This window comes from Aquirufa sp. (assembly GCF_044377215.1).
In the GTDB taxonomy this organism is placed as follows: Bacteria; Bacteroidota; Bacteroidia; order Cytophagales; family Spirosomataceae; genus Aquirufa.
The window spans coordinates 1-19,160 of record NZ_JBILJM010000039.1 but is presented as its reverse complement, the minus strand read 5'-3'; the positions used below and the strand labels follow the sequence as shown (position 1 = coordinate 19,160).

General features: G+C 35.7%; 17 protein-coding genes and 1 tRNA gene. 5 read left to right on the top strand and 13 right to left on the bottom strand.

The window, feature by feature from the left end; translation table 11 throughout:
• Positions 1–1,017: saccharopine dehydrogenase family protein (locus tag ACIQ6T_RS10165; protein ID WP_395786027.1), on the top strand; the 1,017-nt coding region annotated here is incomplete at its 5' end.
• A 2-nt stretch (positions 1,018–1,019) separates the two neighbouring features.
• The gene (gene nspC, locus ACIQ6T_RS10160; protein ID WP_395786029.1) at positions 1,020–2,156 is read left to right on the top strand and encodes a carboxynorspermidine decarboxylase; all 1,137 of its coding nucleotides are present in this window, start codon (positions 1,020–1,022) and stop codon (positions 2,154–2,156) included.
• A 31-nt stretch (positions 2,157–2,187) separates the two neighbouring features.
• Here the strand turns inward: nspC and ACIQ6T_RS10155 are convergent.
• The 11 genes from ACIQ6T_RS10155 to ACIQ6T_RS10105 all read right to left on the bottom strand — a co-directional run bounded on the left by ACIQ6T_RS10155 (position 2,188) and on the right by ACIQ6T_RS10105 (position 12,860).
• Positions 2,188–2,261: transfer RNA gene (locus tag ACIQ6T_RS10155), tRNA-Ala, on the bottom strand.
• 2 nt (positions 2,262–2,263) lie between these two features.
• Positions 2,264–2,806 (bottom strand): hypothetical protein, encoded by a 543-nt coding sequence (locus ACIQ6T_RS10150; RefSeq protein WP_395786025.1) that lies wholly within the window; start codon positions 2,804–2,806, stop codon positions 2,264–2,266.
• Positions 2,803–3,852 (bottom strand): histidinol-phosphate transaminase, encoded by a 1,050-nt coding sequence (gene hisC, locus ACIQ6T_RS10145; protein ID WP_395786023.1) that lies wholly within the window; start codon positions 3,850–3,852, stop codon positions 2,803–2,805. The genes ACIQ6T_RS10150 and hisC overlap by 4 nt, the downstream gene beginning before the upstream one ends.
• Positions 3,852–5,114 carry a histidinol dehydrogenase gene (gene hisD / locus ACIQ6T_RS10140; protein ID WP_395786021.1) on the bottom strand — a complete coding sequence of 421 codons (1,263 nt, stop codon included), beginning with the start codon at positions 5,112–5,114 and terminating at the stop codon, positions 3,852–3,854. Before hisD ends, hisC begins: the two co-directional genes overlap by 1 nt.
• A gap of 1 nt (position 5,115) precedes the next feature.
• Positions 5,116–5,979 (bottom strand): ATP phosphoribosyltransferase, encoded by an 864-nt coding sequence (hisG, locus tag ACIQ6T_RS10135; RefSeq protein ID WP_395786019.1) that lies wholly within the window; start codon positions 5,977–5,979, stop codon positions 5,116–5,118.
• Between the two features lie 64 nt (positions 5,980–6,043).
• Complete coding sequence (locus ACIQ6T_RS10130; RefSeq protein WP_395786017.1) at positions 6,044–7,660, bottom strand: 2-oxo acid dehydrogenase subunit E2; 1,617 nt, start codon at positions 7,658–7,660, stop codon at positions 6,044–6,046.
• A gap of 73 nt (positions 7,661–7,733) precedes the next feature.
• Entirely contained in the window at positions 7,734–9,521 is a 1,788-nt protein-coding gene (gene lepA, locus ACIQ6T_RS10125) for a translation elongation factor 4 (RefSeq protein ID WP_395786015.1), read from the bottom strand.
• A gap of 249 nt (positions 9,522–9,770) precedes the next feature.
• On the bottom strand, positions 9,771–11,063 hold the full coding sequence (locus ACIQ6T_RS10120) for an aminopeptidase P family protein (protein ID WP_395786013.1): 1,293 nt from the start codon (positions 11,061–11,063) through the stop codon (positions 9,771–9,773).
• A 1-nt stretch (position 11,064) separates the two neighbouring features.
• Positions 11,065–11,607, bottom strand: coding sequence for a class I SAM-dependent methyltransferase (locus tag ACIQ6T_RS10115; RefSeq protein ID WP_395786011.1), 543 nt, complete (start codon positions 11,605–11,607; stop codon positions 11,065–11,067).
• A gap of 279 nt (positions 11,608–11,886) precedes the next feature.
• Entirely contained in the window at positions 11,887–12,513 is a 627-nt protein-coding gene (locus tag ACIQ6T_RS10110) for a DUF1080 domain-containing protein (protein ID WP_395786010.1), read from the bottom strand.
• A 203-nt stretch (positions 12,514–12,716) separates the two neighbouring features.
• Positions 12,717–12,860: a hypothetical protein gene (locus ACIQ6T_RS10105; protein ID WP_395786008.1), complete on the bottom strand. Its 144-nt coding sequence runs from the start codon at positions 12,858–12,860 to the stop codon at positions 12,717–12,719.
• A gap of 82 nt (positions 12,861–12,942) precedes the next feature.
• On the opposite strand from ACIQ6T_RS10105, the gene hisS reads away from it, so the two are divergent.
• A complete protein-coding gene (gene hisS, locus ACIQ6T_RS10100; RefSeq protein ID WP_395786006.1) occupies positions 12,943–14,307 on the top strand; it encodes a histidine--tRNA ligase in 1,365 nt (454 codons plus the stop codon).
• Between the two features lie 2 nt (positions 14,308–14,309).
• On the opposite strand, the gene pgi is transcribed toward hisS, so the two are convergent.
• Both pgi and ACIQ6T_RS10090 read right to left on the bottom strand, forming a co-directional pair.
• Positions 14,310–15,962 carry a glucose-6-phosphate isomerase gene (gene pgi / locus ACIQ6T_RS10095; RefSeq protein WP_395786004.1) on the bottom strand — a complete coding sequence of 551 codons (1,653 nt, stop codon included), beginning with the start codon at positions 15,960–15,962 and terminating at the stop codon, positions 14,310–14,312.
• Between the two features lie 105 nt (positions 15,963–16,067).
• Positions 16,068–16,703, bottom strand: a complete 636-nt coding sequence (locus ACIQ6T_RS10090; protein ID WP_395786002.1) for a peroxiredoxin — start codon at positions 16,701–16,703, stop codon at positions 16,068–16,070.
• A 403-nt stretch (positions 16,704–17,106) separates the two neighbouring features.
• Here ACIQ6T_RS10090 and ACIQ6T_RS10085 point away from each other — a divergent pair, with 403 nt between their 5' ends.
• Entirely contained in the window at positions 17,107–17,571 is a 465-nt protein-coding gene (locus tag ACIQ6T_RS10085; protein ID WP_395786000.1) for an Lrp/AsnC ligand binding domain-containing protein, read from the top strand.
• A 79-nt stretch (positions 17,572–17,650) separates the two neighbouring features.
• Positions 17,651–19,105: a Fe-S cluster assembly protein SufB gene (gene sufB / locus ACIQ6T_RS10080; RefSeq protein WP_395785998.1), complete on the top strand. Its 1,455-nt coding sequence runs from the start codon at positions 17,651–17,653 to the stop codon at positions 19,103–19,105.
• The last annotated feature ends 55 nt before the right edge of the window (positions 19,106–19,160 follow it).

The following is a 19,160-nucleotide window of genomic DNA, read 5'->3' as shown; positions in this document are numbered from 1 at the left end:
GTTCCTGCTTTGGTCGATTTATTTACCAAAGAGAAACCATTTATGGTTATTAATGTGGCTCTTCCATACCAAGATTTAACTATCATGGATGCTTGTTTAGAAACAGGTGTGCATTATATGGATACGGCTAATTATGAACCCAAGGATGAGGCGAAATTTGAATATTCATGGCAATGGGCATATCAAGATCGTTTCAAAAAAGCTGGATTGATGGCGTTGTTGGGTTGTGGTTTTGATCCTGGGGTGACGGGTGTTTATACGGCGTATGCCAACAAACATTATTTTGATGAAATGCATTACCTCGATATCATCGATTGTAATGCAGGTGATCATGGAAAGGCCTTTGCTACAAATTTTAACCCTGAAATTAATATTAGAGAGATTACCCAAAAAGGCAAGTATTGGGAGAATGGCCAATGGGTTGAAATAGAAGCGATGTCTATTCATAAGCCAATATCCTATCCTAATATTGGTCCTAAAGAATCTTATCTTTTATATCATGAGGAGCTGGAATCACTTACGAAAAATTTCCCTACGTTGAAGAGAGCTCGTTTTTGGATGACTTTTGGTCAAGCCTATTTAACTCATTTAGAAGTTTTGCAGAATGTGGGTATGACCTCTATTCAACCTATTAAATTTAATGGGATGGATATTGTGCCTTTAGAGTTCTTAAAGGCAGTGTTACCGGAGCCGGGTACCTTAGGAGAGAATTATTCCGGACAAACATCTATTGGTTGTCAGATTAAAGGTGTTAAAGATGGCCAGGATACGACTTATTACGTATATAATAATTGCCATCATGCTGATTGTTATAAGGAGGTTCAAGCTCAGGGCGTTTCTTATACTACTGGTGTTCCTGCTATGATTGGCGCTTCTCTAATGTGTGAAGGAACTTGGTTTAAGCCGGGTGTATACAATGTGGAAGAATTTAATCCTGATCCATTTATGGAACTATTAAATGTACATGGTTTGCCATGGAATGAGGAGGTTAATGGTGTATTGCCTCATACATATTAATGATGGCCGTTCAATATCCTTCCATTAATTCTCCCGCCTATGTGCTTGAAGAATCTCTACTTGTTAAGAATTTGACATTACTTCAACGCGTACAGCGTGAAGCTAATGTTGAAATTATTTGCGCCTTAAAAGGGTTTTCATTCTATCATGTGTTTCCTTTAATTCGTCACTATTTAGCTGGCGCCACCGCAAGTTCATTAAACGAAGCTCGTTTAGCTTTCGAAGAAATGGGGGAGAAGTGTCACGCATATACACCTGCTTACTTACCGAATGAGTTTACCGAATTTATGCAGTATGCGAGTCATATGACATTTAATTCACTTAATCAAGTAGGCCAATTCGCCCTTGAGGCAAAGTCAAATGGCATTTCGTGTGGCATTCGTATTAATCCAGAATATGCGGAAGTAGAAACCGACATGTATAATCCATGTATCGCAGGATCCCGCTTGGGAATTCGTCGTGGTGATTTAAGCGATACGTTACCGGAAGGAATTGAAGGTTTGCATTCGCATACATTATGTGAGAATGATTCATTTGTACTTTCTCGAACACTTGATGTAATTGATGCTAAGTTTGGCGATTTATTGAATCAAGTTAAGTGGTTGAATTTAGGTGGCGGGCATTTAATTACACGAGCTGATTATGATGTGGACCATTTAATTGCAACGCTAAAGAAGTTCAAAGCTAAATATCCACATTTGGATATTATTTTAGAACCAGGTTCTGCTGTTGGCTGGCAAACTGGTTTTCTTAAATCCACCATTCTCGATATTGTGCATTCAGCTGGTATAGATGTGGCCATATTGGATGTTTCATTTGCTGCGCATATGCCTGACACGTTGGAAATGCCATATAAACCGCGTATTCGTTCTGCATCGATTGAGCCTGTGGTGGGTAAGCCCACGTATCGATTTGGAGGGATGACGTGTTTAGCGGGTGATTATTATGGAGACTATTCCTTTGAAGCACCTTTACAAATTGGCGATGAAATCATCTTTGAGGATATGATTCATTACACTATGGTCAAAACCACTACTTTTAATGGGGTTAATTTGCCGGACATTGGGATGATTAATCGAGAAGGAGAATATATTCGATTCAAGCATTTTGGCTATGAATCATTTAAAGACAGATTATAAAAAAAGGACTTCAAATTGAAGTCCTTTTTTGTGGAGAAGATCGGGCTCGAACCGACGACCTCTTGCATGCCATGCAAGCGCTCTAGCCAACTGAGCTACATCCCCATTTAAAAATTCACACGTACACCTATTCCGCCTTGCAGGTGGAAAAAAAATGGATTAGGTGCGATTTCCGTGTAAAAGCCTATCTCTGAAAAGAATGATAAATTGGGTGCATCAATAGGAAAATATTCAATTCCACCTACCGCAGTGGCACCCATAGCTGAGGCTCTTTTACTCGCAGCTAAATTATTACTTACTTTATTATCGTACCAATCTCTTGAATTTAACTGCGGGCCAAATCCATAATATGTATGAAGATCCGAATTAATGATTGTAGGATGATGCCACAAATACAATACATTAATAGAATAGCCAATATTATTAAATGTGCCATCTTTATAATTCCTATCTGTCCCCCATAAACCACCATATGTGCCAATATTTACTTCAAGGGCATTAACTCCATTATCAGAATAACGCCTTGCCATAAAGCCTCCAGGCTCTCCAATTCTAAAACCGGCTGCCCATTCTTGCAGTTGACCAAATGCTGTTGCACTAGTGCTAAGCATAAAAATCAGAAAGGCTAGTTTTAAATGATTGAATCTCATGCGTAAAAGCGCTTTATCTTTTTTATTAATTGGTTATTTTCTGTAGGTAATCCTATACTAATTCGGATAGAATTATCACACAATGTAACCGATGACCTATTTCTAGTAATAATTTTTTCCTTAATCAAATAATCAAATAATGCTTGCGCATTAGTACATTTTACAAGTATGAAATTCGCATTAGATGGATAAATAGTAATTATCTGAGGCAAATCTCTAAGGTTTGAAATTAAGTCTTTCTTGGCACTATTTAATGTTTCCGCGGAGGTTTTTGCAAATTCTTTGTTTTTTAATGCTTCCTCAACTAATGATTGCGTAGCACCACTAATATTATAAGGGGGTTTAATTTTATTTAATAGTTGAATTAGAATCGGGTGAGCAAATGCCATTCCTAAACGAAGGGACGCTAATCCGTATGCTTTTGATAGGGTTTGCATGACTATTAAATTTGGGAATTTTGATAACTCGGTAATGAAACTTGGTTCATCTGAAAAATCAAAATATGCTTCATCAACAATCACAAAGCCTGAAGTGAACTTATCCAAAATAGTATAAATAGACTCTCTGTTTAATTTATTGCCTGTTGGGTTATTCGGAGAACAAATGAATATTAGTTTTGAATTTTCATTGATATGTGCACAAATTTCATCCACATTCAGTTGGTAATCAGCCGTTAAATCAATTCGCTCTATTTGTACGTTATTAACTGAAGCACTCACTTCATACATGCCATAAGTGGGAGGACAAATGATTATATGATCTTTACGCTGGTCACATGTCATGCGAATCAGAAGATCAATGGCTTCATCTGAGCCATTTCCTAGAAATATTTGATCAACATTACATTGCTTAATTTCTGCTAGTTGGTGTTTTATATTCCATTGCATTGGATCTGGATAACGATTCCAATCTGGGATATTACCTGAGCCTAACGGATTTTCATTAGCATCTAAAAACACACCTTCCTTCCCTTTAAATTCATCTCGTGCAGATGAATAAGGTTTTAAATTCCAAATATGTGGTAAAATAAATTTCTTAAAATCCATTAGTCCATTCTATATTTAACGGCATTCGCATGTGCTTGTAATGATTCAGCTTCTGCCATTAGTATGATACTTTTTCCTAAGTGATTAAGTCCCTCTTTTGTGATGGATTGTAATGTTATTTTTTTAACAAAACTATCCAAATTGACGCCTGAGTAGGCATGAGCAAATCCGTTCGTTGGTAACGTATGGTTAGTTCCAGATGCGTAATCTCCAGCTGCTTCAGGTGTGTAATGTCCTAAGAATATGGAACCTGCGTGTTGAATTTTATCTGCGAATAATTCCGGATTTTCTGTCGCTAAGATTAAGTGTTCTGCTGCATAGGCATTTAATAAATTGACAGCTTCTTCTTCATTATTTACCAAAATGAATTTTGAATAGACTAAAGACTTTTCTGCAAATTCTTTCCTTGGTAAGGTTTTCAATTGGTTCTTTACTTCACGAATACTCTGATTTATAAGTTCCTCATCCGTACTTATTAGTACTACTTGAGAATCATTCCCATGCTCTGCTTGCGAAAGTAGATCAGCAGCAATAAATACAGGATTCGCGCTGGAATCAGCAAAAATAGCCACTTCCGACGGACCAGCAGGCATGTCAATGGCAATTCCCAAGCGATTAGCCATCATTTTTGCCGCGGTTACATATTGATTCCCAGGCCCAAATATTTTATAAACTTTGGGAACAGAGTCAGTACCTAAAGCTAAAGCTGCGATGGCTTGCGCACCGCCAACTTTACACATTTTAGTAATTCCGCATAATTTTGCCGCAAAAAATAATGCAGGGTGCATCCCGGGAGTACATAGTATTACTTCTTGGCATCCGGCTATTTGAGCTGGTATTGCCAACATAAGTATTGTTGAAAATAGAGGAGCGGTTCCACCAGGTATATATATTCCTATTTTCTCGATAGGTGTAGCCTTTTGCCAACAAACTACGCCTGGGCTCGTTTCAATCCGGTTTTCAACTAATATTTGAGATTGATGAAACGCTTGAATATTAGCGTAAGCAACACGAATAGCCTCTTGTAGAGCTGGATCTGTTTCAGCTGCAAAATCCTCAATTTCAGAATTTGAAAATACGATATTAGTTATGGTTCTATTTTCAAATTGTAATGTATAATCAATTAAAGCCTTATCACCATGTAACTTAACTTGTGAATAAATTTCTTCAACAAGATTATCTAATGACTTAGATTCTAATGCTGGGCGTTCACACAAGCTCTTATAAGTTGACGGTACAGGGTATTTAATTAGATTAAACATATTAAAGTATCATTTTTTCAATGGGTAATACTAGAATTCCTTCTGCTCCAGCGGAGCGGAGAGATTCAATTATTACCCAAAAATCATTTTCAGATATAACGGAGTGTAATGAAAACCATCCTTTTTCAGTGAGTGGCATAATTGATGGTGATTTCATGCCAGGCAACAGCGCAGTAATTTTCGATAAATTATCTTCATGCGCATTTAGAACTACATATTTGGCATTTTGTCCTCGCTGAACAGAATCTATTCTGAATAATAGTTTACTTAGGATATCATTTTTCTGAGCATCTAATTTTTTACTAGCTATTAATATGGCTTGACTGTTAAATACTGTTGCAACTTCTTTCAATCCATTACTTAATAAGGTACCTCCAGTTGAAACAATATCACAAATACCTTCAGCTAGGCCAATACTTGGAGCAATCTCAACGGAACCTGAAATTTCATGCGTGGTTACTTGAATACCCTGTTTTTGCAAAAATGCATTTGTTAAATTAGGGTAGGAGGTAGCAATGTTTTTCCCTTGAAAGAAATCTAATCCATTGTAAACTTCATTACGAGGTATCGCTAATGATAGTCGGCATTTAGAGAACCCCAGCTCTTTAACCACGTCTACGTGACGCATATTTTCCATTAATACATTTTCTCCAATAACACCGAGGTCTGCAACACCATCCTCCACATAACCAGGAATATCATCATCACGTAAAAAAAGAAACTCTACAGGAAAATTACTTGAAATGGATCTTAATTTAGATCCCCCAGATTCAAATTTTATTCCACATTCTTTAAACAACTTAAGTGACTCTTCACTTAAGCGTCCAGATTTTTGTACCGCAATTCTAATTTTAGTTGTTTCCATTTGGTTGACGTGCTTAAATAATCAAGCCCCGAAATATGTAATTCGAGGCTTGATTATTTGAATGTTATAAAAACATTTTTAGTGGATCCTCGAGATATTGTTTGAGCGATTGTAGGAATGCAGCTCCCGCTGCTCCGTCTGCAACACGATGATCACAAGTTAATGTTAGTTTCATAATGTTTGTAGCATAAAATTGGCCATTCTTAACACCTACTGTTTCTTTAATTCCTCCCACCGCCAAAATACAAGATTCAGGTGAATTAATTATTGATGTAAATTGATCAATTCCAAACATACCTAAATTACTTACAGTAAATGTATTGCCCTCCCAATCTTTAGGTTGTAATTGTTTGCTTTTTGCTTTACCACCAAGCTCTTTTGCTTCAGCAGATATCTGTGCAATTGATTTTTCATTCGCAAAACGAATAACTGGAACTAATAATCCATCTTCTACAGCTACAGCCATACCAATATGAACGTGCTTATTAACTCGAATGCGATCTTCCATCCAATAGGAATTAATTTTTGGATGTTTTGTCAAAGCTAGTGAAGTCGCTTTAATGACCATATCATTAAATGAAATCTTGACAGGCAGGACTTCATTCATGCTTACTCGTGCTTCAATGGCTCTATCCATATTGATTTCCATTGTCAAATAGAACTCAGGTGCACTGAATTTTGATTCTGATAAGCGCCGCGCAATTGTTTTGCGCATTTGACTATTAGGTATATCTTCAAAACTTTCAACGCCAGAAATAAAGGTTGACATAGCACCACCCGAACTTGGGTTATAGTCTTCTATATCACTTTTAGTGATTCGACCGTCTTCACCTGTTCCTTTAATCCAAGCCAAATTATATCCTTTTTCTTTTGCTAAGGCACGTGCAAGCGGTGATGCTTTTATTGAATCTTCTGAAATTCTTTCTTTAGTTGGTTGTGTTTCAGGTGTTTTTGGTTCAACAGCTTTTAGTGTTTCAGGTGCCTTAACTGCGGTTGGAGCGGGAGCCGATGCTTGTACTAGCGCTGGTGCTGGAGCAGAAACTGCAGATTCTGCGGCTAGTATTGGCTTGTAATCTGTTCCTGGTTCACCTACAATAGCTATTATACCATCGACAGCAATTCCTTCACCCTCTTTAGCACCTATATATAATAAAGTACCATCTTCGTAATTTTCAAGTTCCATTGTTGCTTTGTCTGTTTCAACTTCAGCAATTATATCACCACTTTTTACGATATCACCTTCTTTTTTCAACCACTTTGCAATAACACCTTCAAGCATTGTGTCGCTCATTTTAGGCATTCTTACTGCTTTAGCCTTAATTCCATTTAAATCTATAGCTGGAGTTTGTGCGACAATAGGGGGGATGATCGTAGTTACTTGTTCCTTTTCAACAACGGGTATGGCAGCGGACGGAGATAGCAATAAAGCTGAATAATCTTCGCCTGGTGCACCAACGATAGCTATTATTCCATCAACTGGAGCAGCTTCACCGGCTTTTATTCCTATATACAATAAAGTTCCATCTTCATAATTTTCCAATTCCATCGTTGCTTTATCTGTTTCAACTTCAGCAATTATGTCTCCGGACTTGATTACATCCCCTACTTTTTTTAACCAATTTGCAATAACACCTTCAAGCATTGTGTCACTCATCTTGGGCATTCTTATAACTTCAGCCATGATTTTATATTTGAGATGCAAAAATACGCTTTAAACGCATATTTTTAAAATAATTAGTGTAAAAATATTTAGGTTAATCTAGTTTTAAAACAGCCATAAATGCTTCTTGTGGAATTTCTACATTACCTACTTGTCGCATTCGTTTTTTACCCTTTTTTTGCTTTTCTAATAATTTACGTTTTCGGGAAATATCACCTCCATAACATTTGGCCAATACATCTTTACGAAGTGCTTTTACCGTTTCTCGCGCAATTATCTTTTGACCTATCGCCGCTTGAATGGCTATTTCAAACTGCTGGCGAGGTAATAATTCTCTTAATTTTTCACATAACCTTTTTCCCCAATCATACGCTTTATCTCTGTGCACAATGGCCGATAAAGCATCTACTTTTTCTCCATTTAACATGATATCCAATTTTACCATGTAACCTGGTTCGTAACCTTTATATTCATAATCTAACGAGGCATAGCCACGCGAGATCGTTTTTAATCGATCAAAGAAATCAAAAACAACTTCAGATAAGGGCATGTCAAATGTAAGTTCAACACGGTCAGTTGTTAAGTATATTTGGTTAACAAGAATCCCTCGCTTATCCATACATAGACTCATAATAACACCTGTATATTCTGATTTAGTAATTATTTGTGCCTTGATATAGGGTTCTTCAACTACATTAATTAGGTTCGGCTCCGGTAACTCACTTGGTGCAGAAACCCATTCCGTTTCACCTGCTGTAGTTAAAACTTTGAATTTTACAGACGGAACAGTTGTAATTACTGTCATGTCAAATTCCCTTTCCAATCTTTCTTGCACGATTTCCATGTGCAACATTCCTAAGAAACCACATCTAAATCCAAAACCTAAGGCAGCGGATGTTTCTGGTTCCCATACAAGTGATGCATCATTTAATTGGAGTTTTTCCATCGCATCCCTTAAATCTTCAAACTCAGAAGTTTCAACCGGATAAATACCTGCAAATACCATTGGTTTTACTTCCTCAAAGCCTTGTATAGCCGTTTTGCATGGATTAGCTACATGTGATATAGTATCACCAACTTTAACTTCTTTTGCTTCTTTTATACCAGAAATTAAATATCCTACATCACCCGTTTTAATAATCGATTTGGGTTCTTGTTCTAAACCTAAGATTCCTATTTCATCGGCAAAATATTCTTTGCCCGTATTCATAAATTTTACACGATCCCCTTTTCTAATTTCTCCGTTATAAACACGAAATATTACTTCGATTCCTCTATATGAATTAAATGTGGAATCAAAAATTAATGCTTGTAGAGGTGCAGATGGATCACCTTTTGGAGCAGGAACACGTGCAACAACAGCATCTAAAATCTCTTGAATACCAATTCCCTCTTTTCCTGATGCATGAATAATATCTTCTTTCTTACATCCAATTAAGTCTATAATTTGATCAGAAACTTCGTCTGGCATAGCACCGGGCAAATCGATTTTATTTAAGACTGGAATTATTTCGAGGTCATGATTTATTGCCAAATATAGATTTGAAATAGTTTGTGCCTCAATACCTTGGGAGGCATCTACTATTAAAAGTGCCCCTTCGCAAGCTGCAATAGACCGTGAAACCTCATATGAAAAATCAACGTGACCTGGTGTATCTATTAAATTAAATGTGTATTCAACGCCATCTTTAGGGTACTGCATTTGAATAGCATGGGATTTAATAGTAATACCTCTTTCACGTTCTAAATCCATATCATCTAATAATTGGTTCATCATATCCCGTTTTTGAACAGTATTGGTAAACTCAATTAATCGATCAGCTAATGTACTCTTGCCATGATCGATATGGGCTATTATGCAAAAATTACGAATGTTTTTCATGTATCTATTTTACTACTTAACTCCATTAAATTACCCATTTGATAGGTAAAAAATATTCATGTTCCAATGTACTAATCTGAAGTATGTTGGTAAATTATTTAAATGCCATATTTTTCAAGCATTTTTAATTTACAAATATAGCACAGCTATGTAAGCTTATCCTTATAAATCTATTAAATAGTCCAATTCAATTGTTTTACTACTAAAAAAGCAAACTATTAAGTTGATGAACTAAAGATTAGCATGTACTTAAGACTTGGACATTAATGATTCAATTTCATCGATATCAATTGGTATGTTGGCCATCAAGTTTATCGGCGGGCCATTTGTAATTAATAAATTATTCTCAAGTCTTATACCAATTCCTTCGTCTCGTATATAAATTCCAGGTTCACAAGTTAGAACCATCCCTGCTTCAAAAGGTTTATACTTATCCCAAACATCATGCACATCTAGTCCTAAATGGTGGGCTACACCATGCATAAAGTATTTTTTGAAAATTGGATTAGTTGGATCTTGTGCTTCAACATCCTTTCTAGAAAATAATCCTAATTCTATTAATTGGGCTTCCATGAACTTTTCAACCTCTTTTTGATAGTCTACCCAGTAAATTCCTGGACGCATTATATCAGTTGCAAAATTTAATACTGCTTGAACGGCAAGGTAAACTTGCCTTTGACGTGGACTAAATTTTCCATTTGCGGGAATTGTACGTGTCATATCGGCATTATAATTTCCATAGCAAGCACCTACATCAAGTAAGATTAAGTCACCATCCTGGCAAATTTTATCGTTCTCAATGTAGTGCAATACGCAAGCACTCGCCCCTGAAGCTATAATTGGCGTATAGGCGAATCCTCCACTACGTGATTTTATAAATTCATGAATAAATTCTGCTTCGATTTCATTTTCCCAAACTTCAGGCTTCACAAATTTCAAAATGCGTCTAAACCCATTTTCTGTAATATCAATTGCCTTTTGTAACGCTACTAATTCTGCTGGCTCTTTTTTCATTCTAAGGTTATTTAGAATTGGAGAAAGTCGGCCTATTTGGTGTAATGGGTATTTTTCTTTAATATTTTGTACTAATCGCGCATTCTGTGTTTGGACTAAAGAGCTATTTCGAATGTGCTCATTATCAATCATAAAGATTGTTTCTGCTGAATAGACTAATGTTTTCAATATGGTTTCAAAGCTTGAAGTCCATTGTATGTTCGTTATTCCACTAATTGCTTTAGCTTCTTCTTTCGTGTATTTGTGGCCTTCCCAAATGGATATCATCTCAGATGTCTCACGTACAAATGCTATTTCGCGTAATGACTCTTCTCGTGCATCCGGATAAAGGATAAGTATTGATTCTTCTTGATCTAAACCTGATAAATAGAATAAATCGGTTTGCTGTTTGAAGCCCATACTTCCGTCCGCATTCGTTGGCATGATGTCATTTGAACTTATAATAACAATTGACTTAGGAGGGAGTTCCGCGATTAATTTGGCGCGGTTTTTAACAAATAGTTCAGAAGGGAAGGGTGAGTAGCGCATATTATTTTTTACACATGTAAATAATTTCTTCTAATGGTAGACTCATTCGATTGCTTTCGGTGGTTCCTAATTTTTCAATTATATTGACTGGAACAACGGTAAAGCCTGATTTTTCTAATTGTTTGCCAAAATCGCGTCCATAAATCCGTAAATGGTCATCTTGCAAAAAATGAATTTCTCTTTCTTTCGGGTCTGTAATGCTAGCGTCTTCGTAGGTTGTTTCTAAGTCATATCGTTGAGGACTTTGACAAAGTGCGAATCCATCTGGTTTTAGAACGCGACGTATTTCCTGCATGCACCTTACGTCATCATTTACATGTTCTAAAACGTGGTTGCAAAATACAACATCAAACGAATTATCTTCGAATGGAATATCATGTAGATCCATTTTAACTTTTGCCAATGGAGATTCAATATCTGCTGTTATATAATTTTCACCTAAGTGTTTTTCAAATCGGTCTATAAAACAATACTCGGGTGCAACGTGTAATACGCGTGGATTACTTGTGTAAAAATCAGTCTCAGTTTTAAGAAATAAATGCATTAATCGATGGCGCTCTAAGCTTAAGCAAGAGGGACATAGTGCATTTTGACGCGGGTTTAGACGTCCATATGGTAAAAATGTAGAAAATTTATGATCACATACGGGACAATAAACTTTATCTCCTTTCAGAAATAAGCTATAAATTTTTATTAACCTGTGGGCAAATAATTGAATAAATTTTCTCGGTATGTTACGAAGTACCCAGCTGATTATATGTTTCATAAATAAAAAGGAAGGCTTTTCGTATAAAAAACCTTCCTATTGATAATTAAAATAGAATTACATTTCTCTTAACCAAATATTGCGGAAGCTTACTGCGTTACCGTGATCCTGTAAACTTATTGGACCTGGTCCATGGACTGGATTTTTAGGCTGACCAATATATTCTGTTGTTCCCTGAATTTTCGTATGGTTTTGTACCACTACTCCATTATGAATAACCGTTACATATGCAGGTGTTTCAATACCTCCATTGATAGTAAAAATTGGAGCGGTGTAGATTATGTCATACGTATTCCATTCTCCCATCGGTGATGTAACATTGACTAAAGGTGCTGATTGTTTGTAGATACTGCCAGCTTGACCATTCCGATAACTACGATTATTATACGAGTTTAACACTTGCACCTCGTACATTCCTTGCATGAAAATACCACTATTTCCTTTCCCTTGACTTTTTAATGTTTCAGGTTCAATTGGTGATTGCCACTCGATGTGTAATTGATAATTTGTAAATTTTTGTTTTGTTGATATGTGACCAGCACCTCTAACAACAGTCATTTTTCCATCAGCTACTTGCCATTTTGCTGCTCCACCATCTTTAACAGATTCCCAGCTATCTAAGTTCTTGCCATCAAATAATACGATTGCATCTGATGGAATTATCCCTGGTGTAACAACGCGCACTTCAGGATCCCAATATTCAGTTACACCTGGTTTAGATGGATTGGTTACAATATGCCGATGATCTTGGGCGTACGAGGAAAAGCCTAAACTTAATCCTGTAAGAAGGGTTAAAATAAATTTAATTTTCATAACAGTTCTATTGAATTAATTTGAACAAAAAAAAACCGGTAATAATTACCGGTTCTAATTTCAAGAAATATTTATTATTTAGCAAATGAAGCTTTAATAGCTTCAACATCTACTAATTTAATAATTGGTCTTTGCTTTAAGATTCTGATAGCTTCAACTTTATTGTTAGCTACAGCTTTATTTCTTCTGTCTTTTCTTTTTAATCTAGTTACTGCCATGTCATTAATAATTTTGGTGTGCAAAAATAGGAATTATTGCTTATATATCAAATATTCTGCTTCGAATAATTAAATTTGCCTTATGAAAATTATTCAAAAACCTAATAATGCCCGCGGAACACGAGATTTTGGTCCGAAAGAGATGTCTTTGAGGACTCATGTTTTTACTATTATAAAAAATCATTTTGAGGCTTTTGGATTTCAAGCAATTGAAACTCCAGCTATGGAAAACTTAAATGTATTAACTGGTAAATATGGAGAAGAAGGAGATCAGTTAGTGTTTAAAATACTTAATTCCGGAGATTATTTGAGTAAAACAGAAGCGGTTGATTTTAGTTTAGGATCTAAATTACTTATTCCGAAAATTTCAGAAAAAGGTTTAAGATATGATTTAACTGTTCCCTTTGCGCGATTCGTGGCTATGAATCGGAATGATATTGCTTTTCCTTTTAGGCGCTCTCAGATTCAACCTGTATGGCGAGCTGATCGTCCGCAAAAAGGAAGATACCGTGAATTTTATCAATGTGATGCTGATATTATTGGTTCAGATTCATTGATAAATGAGGCAGAATTAATCGCTTTATTTCAGTCAATATTTAGCTCGCTAAATTTGAGAACTAATTTGATTATTAACTCTCGAAAAATTCTATTTGGTATTGTGAGTGTATTAGGCGTAAGTGATTTGTTTGTGCCATTTTCCGTTGCAATTGATAAATTAGATAAAATTGGTTGGGACTCTGTTGCCCTTGAATTAATTTCAAATGGATTTTCCATTTCTCAGGTTGAATCTCTCCGTAGTTTATTCCAATTTCAGGGAAGCAATAATGAGAAGATTCAATTATTGGATGATTTTTTCAGTGATAATGAAGTAGGCCAACAAGGGTTATCTGAGATTAAAACAGTTTTAGATTTTTCAGCTTTAAACGGTTTTGATAATTCAAACATATTGTTTGATTTTAAATTAGCTAGGGGCTTAAGCTATTACACAGGTTTAATTTATGAAGGCAAGGCATGTGATTTACCATTTGGATCTATTGTTGGCGGTGGTCGCTATGACAATTTAACAGAGGCATTTGGTTTACCCAATATGAGTGGTGTAGGAATTTCATTTGGTATTGAGCGGATTATCGATGTGATGCGTGAATTAAATCTGTTTCCCGATATCAAAACGAGTGCAAGTAAGATTTTGCTTACTTATTTTGATTTAACTGGTCAGTCAATCGCTCTAAAAATTGCTAATGAATTACGAAAATCTAATATAGCTTCTGAGGTTTATCCAGAAATTGCAAAAATCAAAAAGTCGTTTGAATTTGCAGATAAAAAGGGAATTCCTTTTGTAGGTGTTATCGGAGAACAGGAGATTAAAGACGGTAACATTACACTCAAGGATATGAAAAATGGAGAACAAAAAGTGCTCTCCATTTCTGACTTAATTAAATCCCTTTAATATTATACCCGCCAAGCTTTAAATTGGTTGATCAATCCATTCGTTGAACTATCATGCGCATGGATTTCTTCATTATGCTCTAATTCAGGCAAAATTGAATTGGCTAATTGTTTCCCCAATTCTACTCCCCATTGATCATAAGAAAAGACATTCCAAATCACACCTTGCACGAATATTTTGTGTTCATACATAGCAATTATGGCTCCCAAAGTTTTTGGTGTAATTTGCTTAACTAAGATAGAGTTTGTTGGTTTATTTCCTTCAAATACTTTAAATGGACTTAGTTTCGCTATTTCTTCCTTTGTTAAACCAGCTTTTTCTAGTTCTGCTTCTACCACTTCTTTTGTTTTTCCGTTCATCAGTGCCTCTGTTTGAGCAAAAAAGTTTGACATAAGTAGCGTATGATGATTGCTGATCTTATTATGAGTAATAGCTGGTGCAATAAAATCGGCAGGAATTAGTTGTGTTCCTTGATGAATTAATTGATAAAAAGCATGTTGGCCATTTGTTCCTGGTTCTCCCCAAATCACCGGTCCGGTAGCATAATCTACACGATTCCCATTCCTGTCTACGGATTTACCATTAGATTCCATATCTCCTTGTTGGAAATACGCCGCAAAACGATGCATGTATTGGTCATAAGGTAAAATCGCATGCGTGGCAGCATTAAAGAAATTTACATACCAAATTCCTAATAATGCTAGAACGACTGGCATATTCACCTCAAATGCTGCATTTGCAAAATGATTGTCCATTTCATTCGCGCCACTTAATAACAATTCAAAGTTTTCAAAACCGACTGACAAGGCAATAGACAAACCAATTGCTGACCAAAGCGAATATCGACCACCAACCCAATCCCAAAATTCAAACATATTGGCTACATCTATGCCAAATGCACTAACTGCTTTCGCATTTGTTGACAAGGCAACAAAATGTTTGGATACGGCTAATTCTTCTTTTGCTTGATCAAGAAACCAATTACGTGCTGAAAATGCATTAGCCATGGTTTCTTGTGTCGTAAATGTTTTTGAAGCAATAAGAAACAAAGTCGTTTCGGGATTAACCTTCTTTAGCGTTTCTGCAATGTGAGTTCCATCAACATTACTAACAAAGTGAATATTTAAGTGATTTTTATAAGGCCTAAGAGCCTCAGTAACCATTACTGGACCTAAGTCAGAGCCACCAATTCCAATGTTTACCACATCTGTTATCGTTTTTCCTGTGTACCCCTTCCAATTTCCAGAAATAACCTTAGCTGAAAAGTCTTTCATGTGTGCTTTTACTGCATGAATTTTAGGGATTATGTCTTCTCCATCAACTAAAATTGATTGGTTGGAATTAGCACGTAAAGCTGTATGTAAGACTGCACGATTCTCATTTTGGTTTATTTTTTCTCCGGCAAATTGCGCTTTAATTGCTTCGGCTAATTTACATTCATTAGCCAAATCGATTAGGTGTTTGAAGGAAGTCTCATCAAGTATGTTTTTACTGAAATCTAATAGTATATCTTGACTAAGTATATTGAAATTGGCTTGTCTATTTGTATCTAGTTTAAATAAGCTATTTAAATTAATGTTTTCAAATCTTTTGCGATCTTGAGATAACGCTTGATAAGCCTTTGTCTGAGAAAAGGCGATATTGGATAAATTCATTGGGTATACTTTTGGCTTGATAATTGCCAAAAATACAATATTCTTGACTATAAAAAAATGGGGAAAGTTTGTCTTTTCCCCATTTTAAAATGATTAAAAAGCTTATCACAAGTTAGGTTGTGGTGTGATCCGTAAATAAGATTTTACGGATGTAAATCCTTTAGGAAATTTTGTCAATGCAGCTTCATTTGTTACAGCTGGAGTGATAATTACATCTTCACCGTTTACCCAATCAGCAGGTGTCGCAACCTGATAATTAGCTGTTAACTGCAATGAATCAATTACACGTAAAAGTTCGGTGAAATTCCTGCCTGTTGATGCAGGATAAGTTAATGTTAATTTGATTTTTTTATCAGGCCCTATTATAAATACCGAGCGTACAGTTGCTTTTTCAGATGCATTTGGATGAATCATATCATAAAGTAAGGCTACTTTTTTCTCCGGATCTGCTATAATTGGGAAATTAACTTTTACATTATTTACTTCCTCAATATCGGAAACCCATTTGTTATGTGATGCTAAATCATCAACTGAAATAGCTATGGTTTTTACGCCTCTTTTAGCAAATTCTCCAGCCAATAAGGCGGTTTTACCCAATTCAGTTGTACAAACAGGAGTGAAGTCAGCCGGATGACTGAATAACATAACCCAAGTATCAGATATCCAATCATGAAAATTGATTTGCCCTTGTGTTGTGTCAGCATTGAAGTCTGGTGCGATATCGCCAAGATGTAAAGACATTATATTTATGTTTAGATATGTTCTACTAAATTTATAGACTTTAACCGCATAAAAAAAGCAATTCTAAAATAGAATTGCTTTTAACATTACACTTCATCAACAAACTAAAAACAAATAATAAAAATGCTGTAGGAGAAGGATTCGAACCTCCAAGGTGTAGTTAGCCGCGACACAGAACTGATTTAGTGGTCAACCCATTATGCCGTGTTTATCCTAGAACCACCACCCCCGAGACAGGAGGGCACGTCTGCCAATTTCATCACCCTACAATGAAAAATAACTACCTTTGTAATTATCATGGAACAAATATATGTCATGGATTTAAAATTTCAAAATATTTTAATAATAATATAAGTTTATTGGATATTTTGCAATCAAAAGATAAAATTATTGAAATAATTACATGGAAAAGAAGATTGATTTAGACCCTTTAGATTATAAAATTTTGGAAATCTTAGTGGCAAATGCAAATTTACCATATACCGAGATAGGACAGCGCTTAGATGTTTCCGGTGGAACTGTACATGTTCGGATGAAGAAAATGGAAACGTTGGGAATAGTTAAAGGAGCACAATTACTAATAGATTATTCTAAAATTGGATGGGATATTTCAGCATTTTTAGGTATTTATTTGGATAAAAGTTCATTATATGAAGATGTAGCCAAGCAATTGGAAGCCATACCTGAGGTAGTCAATATTCATTATACCACAGGCATTTACAGTATTTTTGCTAAAATTATTTGTCGGGATACCCAACATTTGCGTGAGGTACTTCATGATAAAATACAACGGGTTACAGGAATTCAGCGTACGGAGACTTTTATTTCTTTAGAAGAAAGTTTAATTAGAAATACACCCTTATTTTAAACTATTTAGAGTCATTCTAAAGTAATCGTGTTTTTCTAATTTTTCATTTGTAATTTTACATTTCATAAATATTATTGAAATGGCAGACAATCAAGACGAAATTTTAGTAGAGGTAACAAACTCCGATTATAAGTATGGATTTGAATCTTTTTTTGATACGGATGAAGCACCAGTAGGGTTGGATGAATCTACCATTCGTTTTATTTCTGATAAAAAAAATGAACCTAATTGGATGTTTGAATGGCGATTAGCAGCATTCAGACATTGGAAAACTCTCTCAGAACCTGTTTGGGCAAATTTGAATTATACGCCGGCAGTCTATGAAGCCTTAAAGTATTATTCAGCTCCTAAGCCCAAGAAAACAATTAATTCATTAGATGAAATTGATCCTGAATTATTAGAGACATTTAATAAGTTAGGTATCTCACTTGATGAACAAAAACGTATTTCAGGTGTAGCTGTGGCTGTTGATGCTGTTATTGATTCTGTATCGGTAGCTACGACGTACAAAGAAACACTTGCTGAGAAGGGTATTATTTTTTGTTCAATGTCTGAGGCTGTAAAAGATCACCCTGAATTGGTAAAAAAATATCTTGGTAGCGTAGTACCAGTTAAGGATAATTATTTTGCAGCATTAAATGCAGCCGTATTTTCGGATGGTTCATTTTGTTATATACCTAAAGGTGTTCGTTGTCCAATGGAACTTTCCACTTATTTTCGTATTAATGCAGCTGGTACTGGACAATTTGAACGGACACTTATCATCGCTGACGAAGATTCTTATGTAAGTTATCTAGAAGGCTGCACCGCACCGCAGCGTGATGAAAATCAATTGCATGCGGCTGTTGTAGAAATTTTTGTTCACAAAGGGGCTGATGTTAAATATTCTACTGTTCAAAATTGGTATCCGGGAGATAAAGAAGGAAAAGGAGGTATATATAATTTTGTTACTAAAAGAGGAATTTGTGACGGTTCTCATTCTAAGCTGTCTTGGACACAAGTTGAGACAGGTTCTGCTGTAACTTGGAAATATCCTTCAGTTATTCTTAAAGGTGATTATTCAATAGGAGAGTTTTATTCTGTAGCGGTCACTAATAATTACCAACAGGCCGATACCGGCACTAAAATGATTCACCTTGGTAAGCATAGTAAATCAAGAATAGTATCAAAAGGTATTTCTGCAGGTTTTTCACAAAACTCTTATCGTGGATTAGTTCAAGTTTCACGTAAAGCAGATCATGCTAAAAACTTCTCTCAATGTGATTCATTATTATTAGGAGATAAGTGTGGGGCGCATACTTTTCCATATTTAGAAGTTAAAAATAACTCAGCTTCTGTGGAGCACGAAGCGACTACTTCAAAAATAGGAGAGGATCAAATATTTTACTGCAATCAGCGTGGTTTGTCTTCTGAAACAGCTGTCGCACTAATCGTTAATGGTTATGCGAAAGAGGTTCTTAACCAATTGCCGATGGAGTTTGCTGTCGAAGCTCAAAAATTATTAGCTGTATCGTTAGAGGGTTCAGTTGGTTAGTTTTATGCCCCCACTATGCAATGCTAGTATTTTTGATCCTCTAGGGAAATGACTT